The 18129-nt window shown below is 47.6% G+C and carries 14 protein-coding genes; 6 read left to right on the top strand and 8 right to left on the bottom strand.

Annotated elements, in window-relative coordinates; translation table 11 throughout:
- Positions 1-29: 29 nt before the first annotated feature.
- The gene (locus tag BLU12_RS05435; RefSeq protein WP_091461138.1) at positions 30-1193 is read right to left on the bottom strand and encodes a CdaR family transcriptional regulator; all 1164 of its coding nucleotides are present in this window, start codon (positions 1191-1193) and stop codon (positions 30-32) included.
- Positions 1194-1349: 156 nt separating this feature from the next.
- On the opposite strand from BLU12_RS05435, the gene BLU12_RS05430 reads away from it, so the two are divergent.
- A complete protein-coding gene (locus tag BLU12_RS05430; protein ID WP_091461136.1) occupies positions 1350-2633 on the top strand; it encodes a glycine/sarcosine/betaine reductase component B subunit in 1284 nt (427 codons plus the stop codon).
- A gap of 13 nt (positions 2634-2646) precedes the next feature.
- Positions 2647-3957, top strand: coding sequence for a glycine/betaine/sarcosine/D-proline family reductase selenoprotein B (locus BLU12_RS05425; RefSeq protein WP_091461135.1), 1311 nt, complete (start codon positions 2647-2649; stop codon positions 3955-3957).
- Between the two features lie 29 nt (positions 3958-3986).
- Here the strand turns inward: BLU12_RS05425 and BLU12_RS05420 are convergent, their stop codons facing one another.
- Together BLU12_RS05420 and BLU12_RS05415 are read right to left on the bottom strand one after the other, a co-directional pair.
- A complete protein-coding gene (locus BLU12_RS05420; protein WP_091461133.1) occupies positions 3987-4454 on the bottom strand; it encodes a ribonuclease toxin HepT-like protein in 468 nt (155 codons plus the stop codon).
- Positions 4447-4809, bottom strand: a complete 363-nt coding sequence (locus BLU12_RS05415) for a nucleotidyltransferase family protein (protein WP_091461131.1) — start codon at positions 4807-4809, stop codon at positions 4447-4449. The genes BLU12_RS05420 and BLU12_RS05415 overlap by 8 nt, the downstream gene beginning before the upstream one ends.
- A gap of 549 nt (positions 4810-5358) precedes the next feature.
- Here BLU12_RS05415 and BLU12_RS05410 point away from each other — a divergent pair.
- Both BLU12_RS05410 and BLU12_RS05405 read left to right on the top strand, forming a co-directional pair.
- The gene (locus tag BLU12_RS05410) at positions 5359-6177 is read left to right on the top strand and encodes a ZIP family metal transporter (protein ID WP_234945483.1); all 819 of its coding nucleotides are present in this window, start codon (positions 5359-5361) and stop codon (positions 6175-6177) included.
- A gap of 94 nt (positions 6178-6271) precedes the next feature.
- Positions 6272-7075 carry a carbon-nitrogen family hydrolase gene (locus tag BLU12_RS05405; RefSeq protein WP_091461130.1) on the top strand — a complete coding sequence of 268 codons (804 nt, stop codon included), beginning with the start codon at positions 6272-6274 and terminating at the stop codon, positions 7073-7075.
- A gap of 155 nt (positions 7076-7230) precedes the next feature.
- Here the strand turns inward: BLU12_RS05405 and BLU12_RS05400 are convergent, their stop codons facing one another.
- Positions 7231-7644, bottom strand: a complete 414-nt coding sequence (locus BLU12_RS05400; RefSeq protein ID WP_234945491.1) for a nucleotidyltransferase domain-containing protein — start codon at positions 7642-7644, stop codon at positions 7231-7233.
- A 242-nt stretch (positions 7645-7886) separates the two neighbouring features.
- Positions 7887-8687, bottom strand: coding sequence for an arsenite methyltransferase (gene arsM, locus BLU12_RS05395; protein ID WP_091461127.1), 801 nt, complete (start codon positions 8685-8687; stop codon positions 7887-7889).
- A 192-nt stretch (positions 8688-8879) separates the two neighbouring features.
- Between arsM and BLU12_RS05390 the strand changes: the two genes are divergently transcribed.
- Positions 8880-10112, top strand: a complete 1233-nt coding sequence (locus BLU12_RS05390; protein WP_091461125.1) for an O-antigen ligase family protein — start codon at positions 8880-8882, stop codon at positions 10110-10112.
- A 420-nt stretch (positions 10113-10532) separates the two neighbouring features.
- Positions 10533-12419 carry a polysaccharide biosynthesis protein gene (locus BLU12_RS05385; protein ID WP_091461124.1) on the top strand — a complete coding sequence of 629 codons (1887 nt, stop codon included), beginning with the start codon at positions 10533-10535 and terminating at the stop codon, positions 12417-12419.
- 54 nt (positions 12420-12473) lie between these two features.
- On the opposite strand, the gene BLU12_RS05380 is transcribed toward BLU12_RS05385, so the two are convergent.
- From BLU12_RS05380 to BLU12_RS05370, 3 genes are read right to left on the bottom strand one after another with little or no spacing between them, the layout of a single operon-like run.
- Positions 12474-13739, bottom strand: a complete 1266-nt coding sequence (locus tag BLU12_RS05380) for a GumC family protein (protein ID WP_091461122.1) — start codon at positions 13737-13739, stop codon at positions 12474-12476.
- A gap of 24 nt (positions 13740-13763) precedes the next feature.
- Positions 13764-16025, bottom strand: a complete 2262-nt coding sequence (locus BLU12_RS05375) for an SLBB domain-containing protein (protein WP_091461121.1) — start codon at positions 16023-16025, stop codon at positions 13764-13766.
- Positions 16015-18054 (bottom strand): YjbH domain-containing protein, encoded by a 2040-nt coding sequence (locus tag BLU12_RS05370; RefSeq protein ID WP_091461119.1) that lies wholly within the window; start codon positions 18052-18054, stop codon positions 16015-16017. Before BLU12_RS05370 ends, BLU12_RS05375 begins: the two co-directional genes overlap by 11 nt.
- Positions 18055-18129 lie beyond the last annotated feature (75 nt).

The raw sequence follows: 18129 nt of genomic DNA, 5'->3' as shown, positions 1-18129 counted from the left end.
TTACCCGATGGGCTAATAAAAATTCAAGATTAAAGACCTGACCCCAAGGATTTGAGGAAGATTGCCGTGGCAAGCTTCATGCAGTCCTTGAAGTTCCAGGGGGAAAGGCCGGTGATGGACTCTAACTTTTTGAGGCGATAAAGAAGGGTGTTTCGGTGCAGTGACAGGCTTTTTGCGGCTTCGTTCGTCTTGAATGAATGGTCGCACCAGGCGCAAAAGGTCTCGATGAGCTGATTAGAATCGGGATGGGCTGTTAGTTTGCCGAGGATTTGCTCGACAAAGTCATTTTGTTTCTTTAAAGGGATGGACGCTAGGGCGCATTCCATGATGATGTCGCTTGCAGAAAAGCAGTTCTCACCTTTTTGGCAAATCTTTTTGCCCAGGGTCAAGGCCTCTTTAGCCCTTCTGTAGGATTCGGCAAGCTCTCCGATGTCTTTAGCTGGTTGCCCGATGCTGATCGAGATGGCAATGCCTTCTTTGGAAAGCAAGCTCATGCATGAGCGGCACAGCTTGAAGACGTAACGTTCAAATTTGTCGTCGTCAAGTTTGCGGTTGTTTACGAGGAATGCGCATGCAGAGAAGCTGTTTAAGGGGCAGAAGACGTTTTTGGGATGGTGAAAGGCCTCTTTTAAGCGGTCCAGCACACGGCGCATCGTGGATCCCACTTGTTCGCCCACGTAGGATTCAAGCTCTACGATCATAGCTATGCGGCACAGTTTAAGGTCGTAGCCGAGCTCTTCGCCCTGCAGCAAAATAAGCGTCTCGTTTCCGTACGCAGGATTGAAGGACGCTATGCTTTCGGCCAAATCGGAGAGCGCCTTTTCCCGAAGCATGTTCTGCTGCATGAGGGCCTGTTGCCGTAACATTATTTCAGCCTGCTTTTGCACGAGCAACCCGAACTTTTTGACCTCATCGGGGTCGCCTGCTATGGCGATGGACCCGACAACTTCTTCAACCAGTAAGATCGGCAGCGTGAAGCCAGGTTTTACTCCGGACATCTTTGAGGCCTCGGCTTCGGTGGTCACGAGGGACTTCCTTGATTTCATGACCTCAAGCGACGGTGTGTGGCAAACTCCGATTCGAGACACATCGTCGCACCCGATTATGACCCCCTTGTCATCGGTCACCAGGACTCCGTGGCCGATGATGTCGCTTACCGTGACGGCAATATCCTGTGCCACCTGATTTAACATTTAACACACCTCTATCTCAGAGATCTGGCAAATGCATTATGCATCCGCCTTATATAAAAATAATTATAGCATATATATTTATGCCATCACCCAATGTTTTTTGAGCATCGCTATTTTACAATATCTTTAAGTCATTACGCGCGAGGAGGGCTTGTCGTGCAGCTAAAGTTGCATAAGGTAAAGGTACGCGACGTCCGTTGGGGCGACGTCACCAAGGTCCAAGAAGGAGTCTTGTACGTAGATAAGGCATCCGCTTTAGAGGCGGTAATAGACGACGCCTTCGCCAAGGTCGACCTTGAGCTTGCAAGGCCTGGCGAAAGCATAAGGATAATCCCTGTCAAGGACTGCATCCAACCGAGGGTGAAGTTGTCGGGCGGAAAGGAATACTTCCCCGGCTTTTGTGCCCCCTTACAAAGGGCAGGAGACGGGGCAACACTTGTGCTTGACGGCGCTGCGGTCGTGACCTGCGGGTCTATCGTGGCCTTCCAGGAGGGCTTCATCGACATGAGCGGCCAAGGAGCACGCTACACGCCTTTTTCTGAGACCAACAACATAGTCCTCGTCGTAGAGCCGACCGACGGCCTGGATAAGCACAAATACGAAGCCGCCCTGCGAACAGCAGGGTTAAAGCTGGCTGTCTATTTAGCCAAATGTTGCATGGACTCAAGGGCCGATGAAATAGAGACCTTCGAAAAGGGTTCGATCGCTGAAGAAAGCGCTAAATTCCCGGGCCTTCCAAAGATTCTTTACGTATGCATGTCCATAGCCCAAGGGCTGCTTCACGATACCTACGTCTACGGCACGGACGTAAAGATGAGCTTTCCCTTCTTGCTTCACCCAAACGAAGTCTTAGACGGCGCCGTTGTGTCGGGAAACTGCGTCTCTGCCTGCGACAAAAACACGACCTATCACCACGTAAATAACCCCGTCGTGCGCGACCTGTACGAGCGCCACGGCAAGGACCTTAACTTCCTTGGCGTGGTGATCTCGCCGGAAAGCACCGTTTTGGCGGGAAAGGAAAGAAACGCCAGGATGAGCGCCGCGATAGGAGCAGATCTTGGCGCCAACGGTGTAGTCATTACCGAAGAAGGTTACGGCAACCCCGATACCGACCTTTGCCTTACGGCCAAATATTTCGAGGAAGCCGGCATCAGGACGGTCGTCATCTCAGACGAAGCAGCAGGCACGGACGGCAAAAGCCAGAGCTTGGCGGACGCGACGCCCGAGATGAATGCCTTTGTGTCGACGGGAAACGTCAACGAGATGATCGTCGTTCCGCCGATGCAAAAGGTGATCGGCGACCCTAAAGCAATAGCCCTGCTTTCGGGCGGTTCCGCCGAATCCTTGCGGGAAGACGGCTCCATGTACGTTGAGCTTCAGTCTGTCATCGGCTCAACGGTGGAAATTGGCTACAGCCGTGTAGGCTGCGAGTGGGTATAAAGGGGGAAGTGCGATGTCTTACCGCGTGGTTTGCTACATAAACCAATTTTACGGAGGAAAGGGAGGAGAGGAAGTTGCCGATTTCAAGCCCGAGCTCGTCGAAGGTCCCGTGGGGCCGGGGCTTGAGCTTCAAAGGTTATTTGGCGACGAAGCAAGGGTAATAGGCACCGTCATCTGCGGCGACGGCTACTACGCCGAACACATCGAAAAAGCCCGTGTCGAGTGTTTGAAGATCGTCGAAGAGCTAAAACCAGACCTTTTTATAGCGGGCCCTGCCTTCAACGCCGGTCGCTACGGTGTGGCCTGTGGCGACATATGTGCCGCCGTAACGAAAAGCTTAGGTATACCTTCCCTAACGGGCATGTTTCCCGAAAACCCGGGCGTTGAGCTGTACCGTGCCCAAACGTTCATCGTTCAAACCGAGGGCAGCGCTAGGGACATGAAGCAGGCGTTGACGAGCATGGCGCGCCTCGGCCTTAAGCTGTTAAAAGGCGAGCCACTCGGCCCTGCATACGAAGAAGGCTACATCCACCGCGGCATACGCAAGAACTTCTTCAAGGAAAAAAGAGGATCGCTTCGGGCCATCGACATGCTGCTTCAAAAAATCGCAGGGCAAGAATTTCGCACGGAATATGAGATGCCCGCCTTTAAAAAGATCCCTCCAGCGCCTCCGATCAAGGACATTAAACATGCAACCATAGCCTTGGTCACATCGGGCGGGATCGTGCCTAGGGGCAACCCCGACAGGCTTCGCGTTTCCTCGGCCGAAAGTTATGCCAAATACGACATCTCGGGGCTGGATGACTTGACTCCCGACGAATTTGAGTCGATCCATGGAGGATACGACCGGATGTGGGCAAACTTAGACCCCGACGTGGTAGTGCCCTTAGACGTTATGAGGGAGCTTGAAGGGGAAGGGGTGTTTGGAAAACTTCATCTTTATTTATACACGACCACGGGAACGGGGACGTCCGTCGCAAACGCCGAGCGATTTGGCCAAGAGATAGGCCGCGAACTGAAAGAAGCGGGTGTGGACGGCGTAATTTTGACCTCCACCTGAGGGACGTGCACACGATGCGGCGCATCGATGACGCGGGAAATAGAAAGGGTGGCACAAATCCCCGTTGCCCAGATAGCGACGATAGTGCCCATAATGCTTACCGTGGGGGCCAATCGGATCGTGCCGGGCGTTGCCATACCTCATCCCGTGGGCAACCCCGAGGCAGGCCCCGAGGAGGACAAAAAGACGAGAAGAAAACTCGTGCTTCGGGCTTTAAAGGCTTTGCAGGCAGATATATCCGAACAGACAATATTCGAATCCTAACCCAGCGGGGTCTACTTTAAAGGGGGTCTTTATGTAATTGAATCCAAAAAAGATTCAAATTTAGCTATCTGTTCTTCCAATTCGCAAATAATATCATCCAATCTTTCAACTAAAGGCTGGCATTTATCCCATTTTAGCTCAAAACCGTATATATTCAGAAAAAGATGGCGAAAACGAAGGTATTCTTCGAGATCATTTTCTAATTTTTCGTCAATTACTTGAGGTCGGATCCCTTCTATTGGAATTGTCATCCTTTTGAGCAGTTGAATATGCCAACCTTCGCCTGCAGGTAAGTCTTGGTCTATCTTTATTGCAATTTGGCTAAATATTTTTTCAACTCCAGTATAGAAGTCGTGAAGCAAGCTGCCGACCGCACGCGTTCTTGCGATTGACCCCTCTTTTGTTGCTGTAAGTATGTCGTCTAATTCTTTGGCTAATCTTTTGAGGTTGCGTAATTCATGGTCGATATCCGCTTTTAGCGCAGCAAATCTAGTCATCAATAATTACACCTTCTTTTAATATTCGACTCAAAAAATCAGGATCGACATCTTCTAAGGGAATCAAATCCAACTCCAAGCCGGCGGGCAGTTCACGCCAAAGTTCAGCAAGAGCCTTAAAATAGAGGTGCGACGGAAGCCCTTCGACTGCGAGGTCAATATCAGATCTTTCGTGAAAATCCTCAGGATTGGCAAGAGAGCCGATCAGATAGACTCTGCGGACCCTGTATTTGTCGTAAAGTATGTGCGCACATTTGCGCGCAGCAATATAGGCTTCACGCATTCGTTTGCATCTGCTTTTTCTTTCGATCTCGAGCCTCTCAGTCCAACCTGCAGTAAATGCATCTGTATCCATTTTGATGTCTCCCTTAAGCTTCTTTCTTTAAAGACATTATAGCAATTATATTAACAATCATGACAATCTGTGGGGTCAGGTCTTTATTTTTGATTTTTCTCATTGTTCGCTATTCCTTTGATTTAACAAATACGGATTTTAAGCACATAAAGCTTGAATATGCAACGGTCATATTTGATATAGTTTTCGTTGTCGATATTGTATGCTCGCATAAGGGAGCAAATGTATTTCTCAAGGTAAACCTATGAGATATGTTGTATGTTTGAAAATTTTTAGTCCATACAATAAAAATGACCGCGCTGGTTACAATTACTCCTTGTAATTATCACCATGATGCCAACACATAGCTGCGATAAATATTAGTCCGTTAAATTATATTTTCAAGATTAAAGATCTGACCCTGATTGTTACCCGATGGGCTAATAAAAATTCAAGATTAAAGACCTGACCCCAAGGACTGCTTTAACTAAATCTTTTTTAAATTGACCAGGCATGGTATATTTGTAACGTCAAACGAAACAAACTCTGCGAGAATGGGGGAGGATACCCGTGAACCTGGTTGAGACTTTTGTTAACTTAAACCCTATTATGCAGGCGTTATTGGCCACGCTTTTTACTTGGGGTGTGACGGCCCTTGGCGCTTCGGCGGTCTTTTTGACCAAAGAGGTGAGCAAAAAGCTGCTTGACAGCATGCTTGCCTTTGCCGGGGGCGTCATGATAGCGGCAAGCTACTGGTCCCTGCTTGCTCCTGCCATCGAGATGTCCGAAGGAAAGCCCATTCCCTCGTGGATTCCGGCTGCCATCGGGTTTCTGGTCGGTGGAGTATTTATGCGGGCCATCGATATGGTCCTTCCCCACCTTCACATAGGGTTGGAAAGGACCGACGCCGAGGGAATCCCGACATCGTGGCGGCGCAGCACCTTGCTGGTGCTTGCCGTAACTCTTCATAACATCCCCGAAGGCCTGGCCGTTGGCGTCGCCTTTGGAGCGCTCGCCTACGAGTTGCCAACGGCATCGCTGGCCGGAGCCGTATCTTTGGCATTGGGCATCGGCCTTCAGAATTTCCCTGAAGGATTTGCCGTATCCATGCCCTTGCGCCGCGAGGGTATTTCCCCCGGAAAATGCTTTATGATGGGTCAAATGTCGGCGGTGGTCGAACCCATCGCAGGCGTCATAGGCGCCTGGGCCGTCATGATCGCCCAGCCCATACTTCCCTACGCGCTTGCCTTTGCGGCAGGAGCGATGATATTCGTGGTGGTCGAAGAGGTCATCCCCGAAGCACAGCGCAGCGGTGAAACCAACATCACCACTATGGCTGCCATGCTTGGCTTTACCATAATGATGATTTTGGACGTGGCGCTGGGGTAGACGTTAAAATAAAATTTTATTTACGGTAAATGCTATAGGTTAAGTAAAGCATTACGAAGTCCAAATTTTGCCAGATAAAAGCGAGGGGGAAATGATGCTTCGAGTAGGAGTATTACAACTTGACGTTCAAGTGGGCAATAGAGAAGCAAACTTCATACGCGTAAAAGAATGGGTAGAAAGGTCATGGGTTCCATCTAAATTGCCGACAGCGATCGTACTTCCAGAACTTTGGGATACCGGTTATACTTTGGAAAAAGCTAACATGCTTGCCTCAGTTGAAGGAAACGAGACCGCCTCTTTTTTGGGAGAATTAGCAAGGAAATACGGCGTTTGGTTCATTGGTGGTTCCACCTTGGCCAAAACAGAAAGAGGTGTTACGAACAGAGCTCAGGTAATAGATCCGCAAGGCAAGCTGATCGCCTTTTATGATAAAGTGCATTTGTTCCCATTGATGGAAGAAGACAAATATCTTGTGGCGGGAGATAGGGATTGCATATTCGACTGGGAAGGCGTAAGTGCAGGATGTGTAATATGCTACGACCTGCGTTTCTGCGAATGGATGAGATGCTATGCCTTAAAAGGGGTGAAACCCCTTTTCATAGGTGCCGAATGGCCATCTGCACGGGCCAAGCATTGGGAAATACTGCTTAAAGCGAGGGCCATAGAAAATCAAGTATTCGTTATATCGTGTAATAGGTGTGGAGTCACGACGGAAAATACCTTTGATGGGAGGTCACTGGTCGTTGATCCGTGGGGTGAGGTTTTGTTAGATGCCGGGAGCAAAGAAGGTTTGTATTTCGTCGACATTGATCCAGACAAAGTTCTTGAAGCAAGGACTAAAGTTCCAGTATTCAAAGATAGAGTGCCAGCTCTTTATGATTATATTACTATGATTTGACTGTATTATAGTTTTTCTTTTAATTATGCATATTTTAATTACTCATATGATTGAGGGTCTACCATTACAAAAACCACTAAATAAGCGGTAGGCTCAAGGGGTTTGCTAGTAATAGGCTATCTTTCTTCTGACCCGTTCCGTATCGAGAGTCATCATTATGCCCCCACTATTTCCTTTAGATATTTGATGTAACGCGGGTAATTTTCCCCGTAACGACGGCTTATCATCTCCGTGAAATCGGTCACCGCCTCATGATCAGGCTCGTGAATTAACCGCCCCTTTCTTATGACGTTAAAGGCGAAGATGCAGTCCGTTATGTTTAAGGGGACAACCTGGAAGGGGTGCCCATCGATGGGGTCAAGGCGTGTCTCCGCGGCAAGGGCTATGTCTAAATAATATTTGTCCGGCTTGCCGTAAAGCGGTTTTATGACCAGGCCGATATCTATATCGCTGTCGGGTCGGCACAACCCAAGGGCAGATCCAAAGAGGTAAACTCCGGCAATTTCTTTCATGTCCATTAATGCCGAACCGACGGCTTCTTTTATGCGATCTTCGTCAATGCGAACCATGCTTCTCAATTTGCTTTTCTCTCCTTATTTGCTTTTCTCTCCTTTTGATCTTGTAATTCCATGTTTTTATTATACATGCATGTGGCAGTCGAGTAGGTCATCCTCAAAGCACGGCGCAGCAGTAAAACCAACATCACCACCAGGCTATCATGCTTGTCCTTGCCCTAATGATGGTTTTGGATGTGGGGCTGGGGTAAAAAACGGGGAGATACATCCCGATCTCCCCTTATGCCAAGTCCTGCTTATTTAACGGCCTTTATCACGGCACTGCCGAAGGCCCCATCGAGCAGGTCGAGATCGGCAGAATCGATCTTTGCCTCGTCTCCGAGCATGGATTTTATCACGTCTTTGGTATACACGTGCTCCAGGGAAATCGTGACGTCCATAAAGCCGACGTGGGCAAGCGTTTTGTTCAATTCGTCGACGGGCATGGAGCCGGCTATGCATGACACCCAAAGATCCGTAATTTGTCTGACGCTGTCGGGCACCTCCTTTAAAGTAACTATGTCTGCTATGGACAGGTGGCCGCCCTTCTTTATGACCCTGTAAATTTCCCTGAAGACCTTCTCCTTGTCCTCCGACAGGTTCACGACACAGTTTGAAATGACCACGTCGACGGATTCATCGGGCAGGGGGATATCTTCGATGTAGCCTTTAATGAACTTCACGTTCGTAAGGCCCGCCTTTTTTCTGTTTTCCTCGGCGAGGGCAAGCATGTCGTCCGTCATGTCAAGGCCGTAAACCTTTCCCCTGTCTCCGACGATCTTTGCTGCCAAAAATGCGTCGATGCCGCCGCCGCTTCCCAAATCTAGCACCACGTTGCCTTCCTTTAGATCGGCAAATACCAACGGATTGGCACACCCCTGAGAGGCCGCCAATGCCTCCTCGGGCAGACCCTCCAGAAACTCTTCGCCGTAAATGAGCGGTGCATTTGCGATGGGCCCGCAGCATGAGCCGCTGCAGCAGCAGGAATTTCCCTCTTTTGCGTTATTGGCTAACTTCCCATAAAAATGTCGTATCTGCTTTTTTATGTCTTCACTCACAGTAACAACCTCCCGATCTTTGGGTTACTCTTTTATTATACAGGGTTTAAATAAAGGCGTGTCGCTCAAATTTCCTATAGGCGCTATGTCTTTTTCTCTTGTAATATATGATAAAATATCTTGGCCTTTTATGCCCTGTTTCTTTATGTGTGTAAGTGATTCTAATTATTTGATATAATGGAGGATGAAACGATGAATGAACCCCTTGCTAAAACCCCTTCGTGGCCGATGTCTTTAATTGCTTTTGGGTTTTACTTTTCCCTCTTTTGCGATCCCTGGGGTCCCATTCCCAGGTATTTTGGTTGGCTTTTATCGATCATCGGGATAGTTGGTCTGTTTATCCTTCAAGGCTCGAAGCTTCGAAAGCCAGTTTTGGACCCTGCGGTTAAAATCATTATATATATAATGATAATATGGTCTGTTTTTACCACGCTGCTTAATTTTTACGGATGGTACCATTTTGGTAAGGGGGTATCAAACCCTTTGGAGGCCGTCTTTGGCATATGGCTGACGGCGTTCGTCGTGTCTAAAGAAGGTACAGGGCGTTTTCAAAAGGTGTGGTGGGCTTCCAGCGTCCTGATATTTGTAGCGTGTATTTTGCAGGCAGTGAACGTGCTTAAGTTTAGCGTCTTTTCTCATCACAACACCCTTGGTTTGTATGCCGTCGTGACCCTTCCTATGTCACTTAACTTTGCAGTTCGAAGATACGACAGCAGGCTGCTATACGTCATTTCTTCTTTGACGGTTGTCCTTAATTTAATAGCGCTTTTTCTAAGTTTTAGCTCCGGTCCCTGGCTGGTAGGCGGGATAGAGATCTTGCTTTTCTTGATAATAGCCCGCCCTGGGAAATACGGTTTGTTTAAGGGGTTATTAATTCCCCTTTTAATTACGGCCATTCTGGGATTTGCGTTTGCTTTAATTCAACCTACCTACCTTGACCTCTTTAAACGAGAGATATCTCAATTGACTTCTTTCTCGGGGGATTTCTCGAAATTTACCACCAATCGCACGCGCATATGGGAAAAAACGGCGCACTTGATCTCCCAAAAGCCCATTACGGGATGGGGATGGATTAGATACAAGACCTTGTTTTTGATGAGTAATTTTGAAGCGATACCAGGAGTAGGCATTCCCGTAGAGCCTCACAACATGTACATTCAGCTGCTGACTTATGGAGGTTTTCCGCTTCTTATCATCGTCGTGGGGTTGATGCTTCGCGGTGCATGGCTTGCCTGGATGAAATTTAAAAGCTGCAAAGGCGAAAATAAGTATCTTTACGCTGCAGTCCTTGCCACAATATTGGCTATCTTGGTCTATAGCATGGGAGGAAGCGTCTTTGCCGCCAGACAAAAGATCGGCTTTCTTTTCTGGGCCTTGTATGGCATCGCTGCAGCACTGCCGGAAAGGGGCAAAGGTAAGGCTTGAAAGGAGTTGTGATGGTAAAATTTTGATATTTGGCCCATTTAGACGACTGCGCAAGTGAAATAGACTTGGGTATAATGGATTTATCATGGTGGACAGATTATGTCTTTAAAACTCGTTGTAGAGGCCATCCTTCATTGAAAAATACGCTTCTTAATGTTTGGCGAAGACGAACTTGAAAGCTACAAAGCCACTTTGAAGCTTTCAAAGATATTGTTATCCACATTTATGTACCTACGTTAAAACTGGCTGCGATCGAGACGCCTTCCTCGAAGCCAAATCTAATTATATTTGCCAAAAATACACAAAGTAAGGTAAAATGTTAATGGGAGAATGGTATTTTTTGGTGATTCTATTAACGTGTGATTTTATTATTTAATCTCACGTTGCTTTAAATTAAGTAGCAAGCATTGGAGGTTCATTATGAAGGCCTTTCGGAAAAGTTGTGTTTTGAAGTTATCTATTGATTGGTTTCTCTCTTGTGTTTTATGTGTTTTGTTGGCTTTTTATTTGCGGTTGGAAGGCAGCGTATTCGCTTATGTGCAATTAATACTTCCTTACATATTCGTGTCTACTGCAGCTTTATTCGTAGCTGAATTTATCTGGCGACTTCCTCTGCGTTCTTGGCGAAGCACGGGAATCCCGGATTTGGTGACGTTATTGAAAACCATGATATTTTTTGGTTTATCCGTTTCTGGGTTATGCTTCATAGGGGGCACGGCTTTTCGGGTGCCTCGCAGCATTCCCATTATACATGCCTTTCTATCGATGCTAGCCTTGGGCGGGTCGCGGATGCTTTTCAGGTGTTACTATGAACGTCACGGCTGTAAAATTTCAGGGCGATATAGCGATGCCAAAAATATCCTGATAGCCGGCGCAGGCGAGGCCGGAACCATGATTGCCCGCGAAATGCTTCGGCATTCGGAAGCAGGCTTGAGGCCAGTTGGTTTTTTGGATGACGACCCGACAAAGAAGGGCATTAAGATATTAGGCCTTCCCGTGCTTGGCCCAATTGACTCCTTACCAGAGGAGGTAAAAAAGCACGACATAGAGGAGGTTTTAATCGCAATTCCCTCCGGTGATGGCCGCCTTGTACGGCGAATTGTGGATTTGTCTCAAAAAGCAGGGGTTTCCTATAGAATTATACCTGGGATTTACCAAGTTCTTTCCGGAGCCGTCTCCATTTCGCAAATTCGTAAAGTGGACATAGAAGATTTACTTGGCAGGGAACCGGTTGAGCTCGATATTGACGCCATATCGAAATATCTAAGGGACAAACGCATCCTTGTGACGGGGGCGGGAGGATCCATAGGATCTGAGATCGTCAGACAGGTTGCGCGTTTCAGTCCTGAATTTATGGTTCTTCTTGGAAGGGGCGAAAACAGCTTATTTGAGCTTGAGTTTGAGATTAAAACTTCATTTCCGGGCTTGAAATATGAGCTTGTCATTGCCGACGTCCAAAATCGTCAGAAACTTGAGCGGATCTTCAAGAAATTTCGACCTCAAGTAGTGTTCCACGCTGCAGCACATAAACACGTCCCCATGATGGAGGCAAACCCCGACCAGGCCATAATAAACAACGTAGGCGGCACCCGCAACGTAGCAGAACTGGCCCTTGAGTGGAGTGTGGAGCATTTCATTAATATATCCACAGATAAGGCCGTTAACCCCACGTCGATCATGGGAGCTTCAAAGCGCATTGCCGAAATGATAGTGCGAAGCATTGCATCGAAGGCCGCTCCTTGGCAATCTTTCGTGTCCGTTCGATTTGGAAACGTCTTGGGAAGTAGGGGCAGCGTAATTCCCATATTTAAGCGCCAGATAGCAGCAGGTGGGCCAGTAACCGTGACACACCCCGAGATGAAGCGCTACTTCATGACGATCCCAGAGGCCGCGCAGCTTGTCCTGCAGGCTGCAGCATTGCCCTATAACGGCAAAGTTTACGTCCTCGACATGGGCGAGCCGGTTATGATAAAAAACTTGGCGGAAGACCTCATTAAACTATCTGGATTTACGCCCTACGAAGACATCGATATAGTTTACACGGGATTAAGGCCAGGGGAGAAGCTTTTCGAGGAGCTTTTGATGGCAGAGGAGGGCACCGTAGAATCGCCCCATGAGAAGATCTTTATTGCCAATCAAAACGGCATTGACGAAAGCTTTTGCGAGAAGCTCAATTATTTACTTAAGGTAGCTCATGAAGGGGATGTTGAAGAGATTATAGCCACGATAAAATCGATCGTTCCCAATTTTAGGGTTGATAATGAAAAAGTTACTCCGGCAGACAGGATCACTATAAATAATATCTAACAATATACCTCCAGCCTCATTACAAACAAGGCTGGAGGTATATTAGGTTTAAAATTAAATCCTTCGAAGGTAAGACTTAAGCAGCGCCATCTTATCAGCGCTTTCTGGATTCTTTGAAGAGTTGTCTATAAATTCCTTGATGAAGGCGGCAAATATACCGACAAATAATCCAAGGAATCCGGCAACGATTAACATGAGCTTCCGTCTTGGCTTTATTTTAAGCTCAGGGGGTATGGCTGGATCTATCACCTGCAAAACCAAACCTTCGCTTGCTTCAGCCATGACGGCAGCTTGGTATTGCTGCAGCAGCGTTTCGTATAAAGTCTCTTGAAATTTGAGGTCGCGTAAACGTCTTGCATATTCCATCCCTGCCTTAGGTATTTCTTCGAAGGCCGGGATGAGGTTTGGGTTATCTCTACCGGCCTTGGCCTCCAAGTTTTTAAGTTCTTTTTTAAGCCCGGCCAACTCTGCTTGAAGGCGTTTAATTTCCGGGTTTTGAGCCGTGGCAAATGTCCTGGCAGCTTTTAGTTGGACTTCTTTTACGGCAATTTGGGCTTGGATGTTTGCGATGGAATCCATCAATGCCTGCATCTGAACGTCCACGTTCAGTAATCCTGATAGTGCTTGATATTTTTGAAACTCCTCTTCTGCCTGCATCAAGTTGTGATGGGCTTGCTTAAGTTGGTTTTCCAGGAAAAGGCGTTGCTGAGATACTTGAGTTAACGCCAGGCCTTGAAGCAAGTTTTGAAGCTCATCGACAATAGCGTTAGTCATATCTGCAGCCATGACTGGATCTTTATCCTCTACAGCAATCGTTATGAGACTTGTCTTCTCATCGACCTTAGCGCTTATTGCTCCGGAGAGGGCAGAACGTGCAGCATCTCTTGTTTCAACATGATAGTAATCCAATAGGTTAAATTTATCAATTATATTATCGACCAAGGTGCGACTTTTTGCAATGCCAGCAATCAAGTCAGCCGTCGTCTTTATGGCACCGGACTGAATGGCCAATGTTCGAAACTCCGGGGGAATCATAGTCAATATGCTAGAAGGAAGTTTCCCGGCAAGCGATTGTGGCGGTACAAGGTGAGTTTCCGCCCTATAAATAGGCGTCATTATAAATCCCAATATTAAAGCGACAAGACAGGCAACAAAGGCGATACCTATGATCAACCTTTTATGCTTGGCCAAGACTAATGCCAAATCGAGCAGATCGATTTCATCCTCCTCATAAGCGTTGGATGGAGGGACCTCAACAGGTCCATGTTCTCCCGGTTCAGACAGTTGATCCTTTTTATTTTGATTATATTCATCAACCAAAAATATTCACTCCTTTAAAGGAAGCTAATCATCGAGGGCATCGATGACCACGGCAGCACTAATAGCTGTCTTATAAACTATGTCTACTATATCGCTTGTCCTCCTGAGGTCTGAGACGACCTGGATTTTTTCGGGCACTATTATGGTATCGCCTCGTTCGATATATGGTGGTTTCTTCAAGTGGCCTACGCGAACGGCACTGCCATCGGCTTTTAGTAAATATACCCTGCTTCTGTCAGCGTTTCTGCCGTATCCCCCGGCTTTTTCTATGTAGTTGTTATAGGTGGAGTAGGGCTCGAATATGAAGGAGGAGGGATTTAACACGTTCCCTGCCACGTTGATTGTCTGGGCCTCGCGTGGTATGTGAAGGTGGTCTCCTTCCTCGAGAAGGAGGTCGTAGGGAGTCTTTTTAAGTAAAGTTGGCGGATCTTCAAGCCTAATGACCACACGGCCCGTTGCCCTAGTCTGCCTTAACACGTCAAGCATTCTTCGCTTTTGCTGGGTTTCCATTTCTACAAGCTTTGCATCCTCGGAAGTCAAAGAAGAAGCAGTGCCTGCGGCGCTTGCCGTGTAAAGTTCACGCTCCAGGCGCTGGACCATCTCGTCGATGCTTCGCCGTTGAGACTCGCGTACCGATTCCCTCGTAAATATGGCCCCCGGCAAGAAAGCTCGATCCGTATATCCTCCGGCACGTTCGATTAGGTCGGATAAAGTCTCACCTTTTTTGATTGTGTAAACTCCAGGGTATTTAACTTCTCCTGAAATAGTTACAGTGGCGTACAAATCCCATTCCGGTACTGCCCTTACGAATATATAATCGTTCATCTCGAGAGGAATGTCGTTTTTAGGATCTCCCCTCATTGCTTTTTCCAGGTTTATCAGCAGATGTTGAGTTACGGGACCTAGTTGTGTCACGGTCACCCTTGTTATTTCTGCCTGATTTGAGGCCATGTAGCTAAGCCCGCCGGCTCTGTTTATAACTTCAGAAAGCTTTGTTATGCCCGGTTCTATGGCGTACTCGCCTGGTGTTGCTACCGGTCCCGTTATGCGAACCGTACTTGTGCTCCGAGCGACGGGGAAAAGCCTCACGATATCGCCGTCCTGCACTGCAAATCTCTGCATGAAATCTTTGCCAAGGGTATCTAGATCCCCTTCCACCAAAGTTAGATAACGCCTGTCTTCTACGCGCATGATTTGAACCCGACCCTTGAAGGACTGCCCTGTAAGGCCACCTGCCATATCTATGAGGTCACCGAGCCTAACTCTTTCTTTTAGTTCATATAATCCTGGCCTTTTTACGTTTCCAACAATACCGACTAATTGTCCAACCTCGCCAATAAAAATCACGTCGCCGGGCATCAGGCGTATATCGTTTAATGTGTCTCCCTTAAGGAGCATGTCATACATATCGAAATTAGTAACAACTTTGCCGTTTCTTCTGACCTGTATGTTGCGCATGGAGCCGGTTTGGCTCGGACCGCCTGAGGCGAGGAGTGCATTTACCAGCGTAGCAAGGGAGGATACCGTATAGGCTCCGGGCCTTCTGGCGTTGCCCACTACATACACTAATATTGTGCGAAGACGACCCATGGTGACGTTTAGATCGAAGTTCGTATAGTAGCGGGAGTATTCTTTTTTGATCGCCTGTTGTAGCTGAGAAAAGGTCATTCCAGCAGCACCAATTACGCCCGCACCGGGAAGGCTTAAGTTGCCGTCGCGATCCACCGTTACGCTCCACTGATCTTCTATCATACCCCATATGGAGATGCGAATTTCGTCACCCGGTCCGACTACGTAATCCGGCCCCACGGGCACCGCCATCACCGGCGCATACGTAGATGGGGCTTGCCTGAAAAACTCGGTGCCAAAACGGGGTAGCATTCGCATTACCTGTGATGCAGGTGTGTTAAGAAAAAGCTGATCCAACTGAGCATCTGAAAGCGCGCTGAAAGCCTCAGGTGTCATTTGTTCTCCAACTTCAACAGGCGCATACGTAGGCGCTTCAGCTGGAGTTTCTTCCTGGGGAGCCGAGATCTGGCCAGGCTGGGCCGCTGGAGCTTCCTGCGCGGGTGCAACGTTCTGCAGGATGTTTTGAATGTTTTGCAGGTTAGATGGCAATCCGGGAGATCCTTGCGCAGGCGCACTGCCAGGCGCTTGGATAGATCCCCCCGGTGCGCTTACGGAACCTTCTTGGGCCTGTGCCTCGAAGGTCAGCGGCGAAAGACACATAAGTGTAATAAAAACTAAAGACCAGATAAATGCAAACTTCCACATCCTATGGTACATACGTATTTCCTCCCTCTTGCATCGAGTATTTCATCTCTTTGGCCATGCTTTGGCCTTGCTCTAGTCGTTCGTATAAATTTTTAATCAATTTATCGGGATTCAACTGTCCCCACATTAAATCGGGATCTTTCCAATGCCATGGCACTCTGCCAGTATAGTAAGGCCAGCCGCCTGTCATTATTATATCCTGATTCCATATATAATTCGTGTCGGATCCAAAAAATATGTTTGTTGGTATTTCTAGTTCAACTCCGACGAAAGAATAATCCTTGCCTGCTCTCAATGTGTCGGCTCGTGTTACGTAAAAACCAACTCCAACATCGTCCCAATGTCTCATCATCGACAATTTAAAGCCTGTATCGTCATCGTCGACAAACTTTCCCACTTCGGCCATAAGATCCAAATCGTAGCGAGGTTCGTGATATCCAACCTGAAACAAAGCAGCTCCCATCCAGCCATCGTTTTCCAAGTCGATGTTCTCACATCCGTCATGATACAGACAGATAGGGTCATCTGCAAAGGATGCAAAGTCCTCGGGGTCTCGTTCGTGGACTAATCCAAGCCTTATCCCTGTGAAATAACGACCATTATCGAAATAAGTCCGCCTCCAATAATTTCCGCCAAACCAAAGGGCGTCAAGCCATCCGGCTTCGTAAAGCTCGAAAGTGTTCTTATCAATACGCTCCATGTTGCTAAACACTGCCTGCCATATTCTTGTCTTTTCGTTGGTCCATGGTTCATATGCGAAGTCTTCTTCCTTGCCATGTCTTTTTACGGGGATGCGAACGTCAAAGACACCTCCCTGGCCATGGGTGGAGTTCCATTCATAAGCCACGTCGACGCTCCAGCGAGCATCGTAATCTTCGTAGTCTGACCGTAAAATCCTGGGTTCGTATGCAACGTAAGCTTTGTAGGTATGTTCGTCTTTATCCTGGGCAGTCGGGTCAGAGGTGTAATTCCAAGTTTCGTCATTGCCTTCTTTCGAGGACGGGTTTGCCCAGTAAGCCAACGCCTCTTGAGAATATTCCTTTCTAAGCGCGTTTAACCTCAAGAGCGCGCAGTGTTCACCTGGAATTTCGACGTTGGTCACGGGTTTTCCCCGAACGCAGGCTCTTAGCACCAAAGTATTGGTATCCCAGGGTATCATGTGTGAGGCCAGATACAAGACCCTTGCCATAGCTTCGGCTTCCGAGCTGTATCCAACATTTTCATAGCTTATTAATAAATTTTTATTTGCTTTGTCGGCTTTTATCTCTACATTCCTAACGCCTAAACGGTTTGGAATGGCCACGGAAAGCTCGCTTACTAGATCTAGTGTATCGACTTCTGTCCATGATTTTAGATTATCTAAAGGAGCATCTCGATAGGGTCGTTTCTTATTGCCGAAGATCGGGCGGTCATGCAAATCAAAGGGACGATAAATAGCAATGCATAACTCGTCACCCCTTTGATAGCTCACGCTTACATCGGCCCAAGAGGTTTTAATGATAGCTCCGTAGTTGTAATCGGCTTCGACTTCTATTATGGGGCGTTTCCCGCTAAATATGTCGTCACTGTAGTCCATAGATCCGTATTCGCCCTTTAGTTCGAGCCAATCATAGGGCTGCCAAGATATCCCCCCAAAGACGCCTCCCATGCGATCGGAGCCCCAACCCCCAGTGAGAGCAAATTGGCCTACCCTGTAAGTACCAACTACATAATATGACTTGAAGTGCTCTGTCGTGCTAATGTCCATGATGCCCGCTGCTATGGCCGGCCTGATGCCTTCCTGAGGCAAAAGAAGGTATTTGACGTCAAACTCATGGTCCTTATAACTGCCAAATCGAGGATACTTTTCCAAGTTCAGGGGGACATTACTGACGTGAGTGATTCGAAAGTTGAGCTCAACGTTCGGAAGGTAACCCAATGCGAGGTAATATGTGATGTAAGGGTTTGCATCGGTGTAGCCGAACCTTCCTTGCCCGTCATCCAAGATTTCGGCGGTCGGGTACTCCCAAAGACCCGTAATGCCTCCATTGGACGGAGACATAGCGTAAATTTGCTGTTGAAAAAAAAGTTGAACTAGGATAAAAAAGGTAATGACAGTCCAAAAAAAACCTTTAAT

Origin of the sequence: Acetomicrobium thermoterrenum DSM 13490 (assembly GCF_900107215.1) — a bacterium.
GTDB lineage: Bacteria > Synergistota > Synergistia > Synergistales > Acetomicrobiaceae > Acetomicrobium > Acetomicrobium thermoterrenum.
Note: the sequence above shows the minus strand (reverse complement) of the source record. Positions and strands in the feature narration are given on the sequence as shown.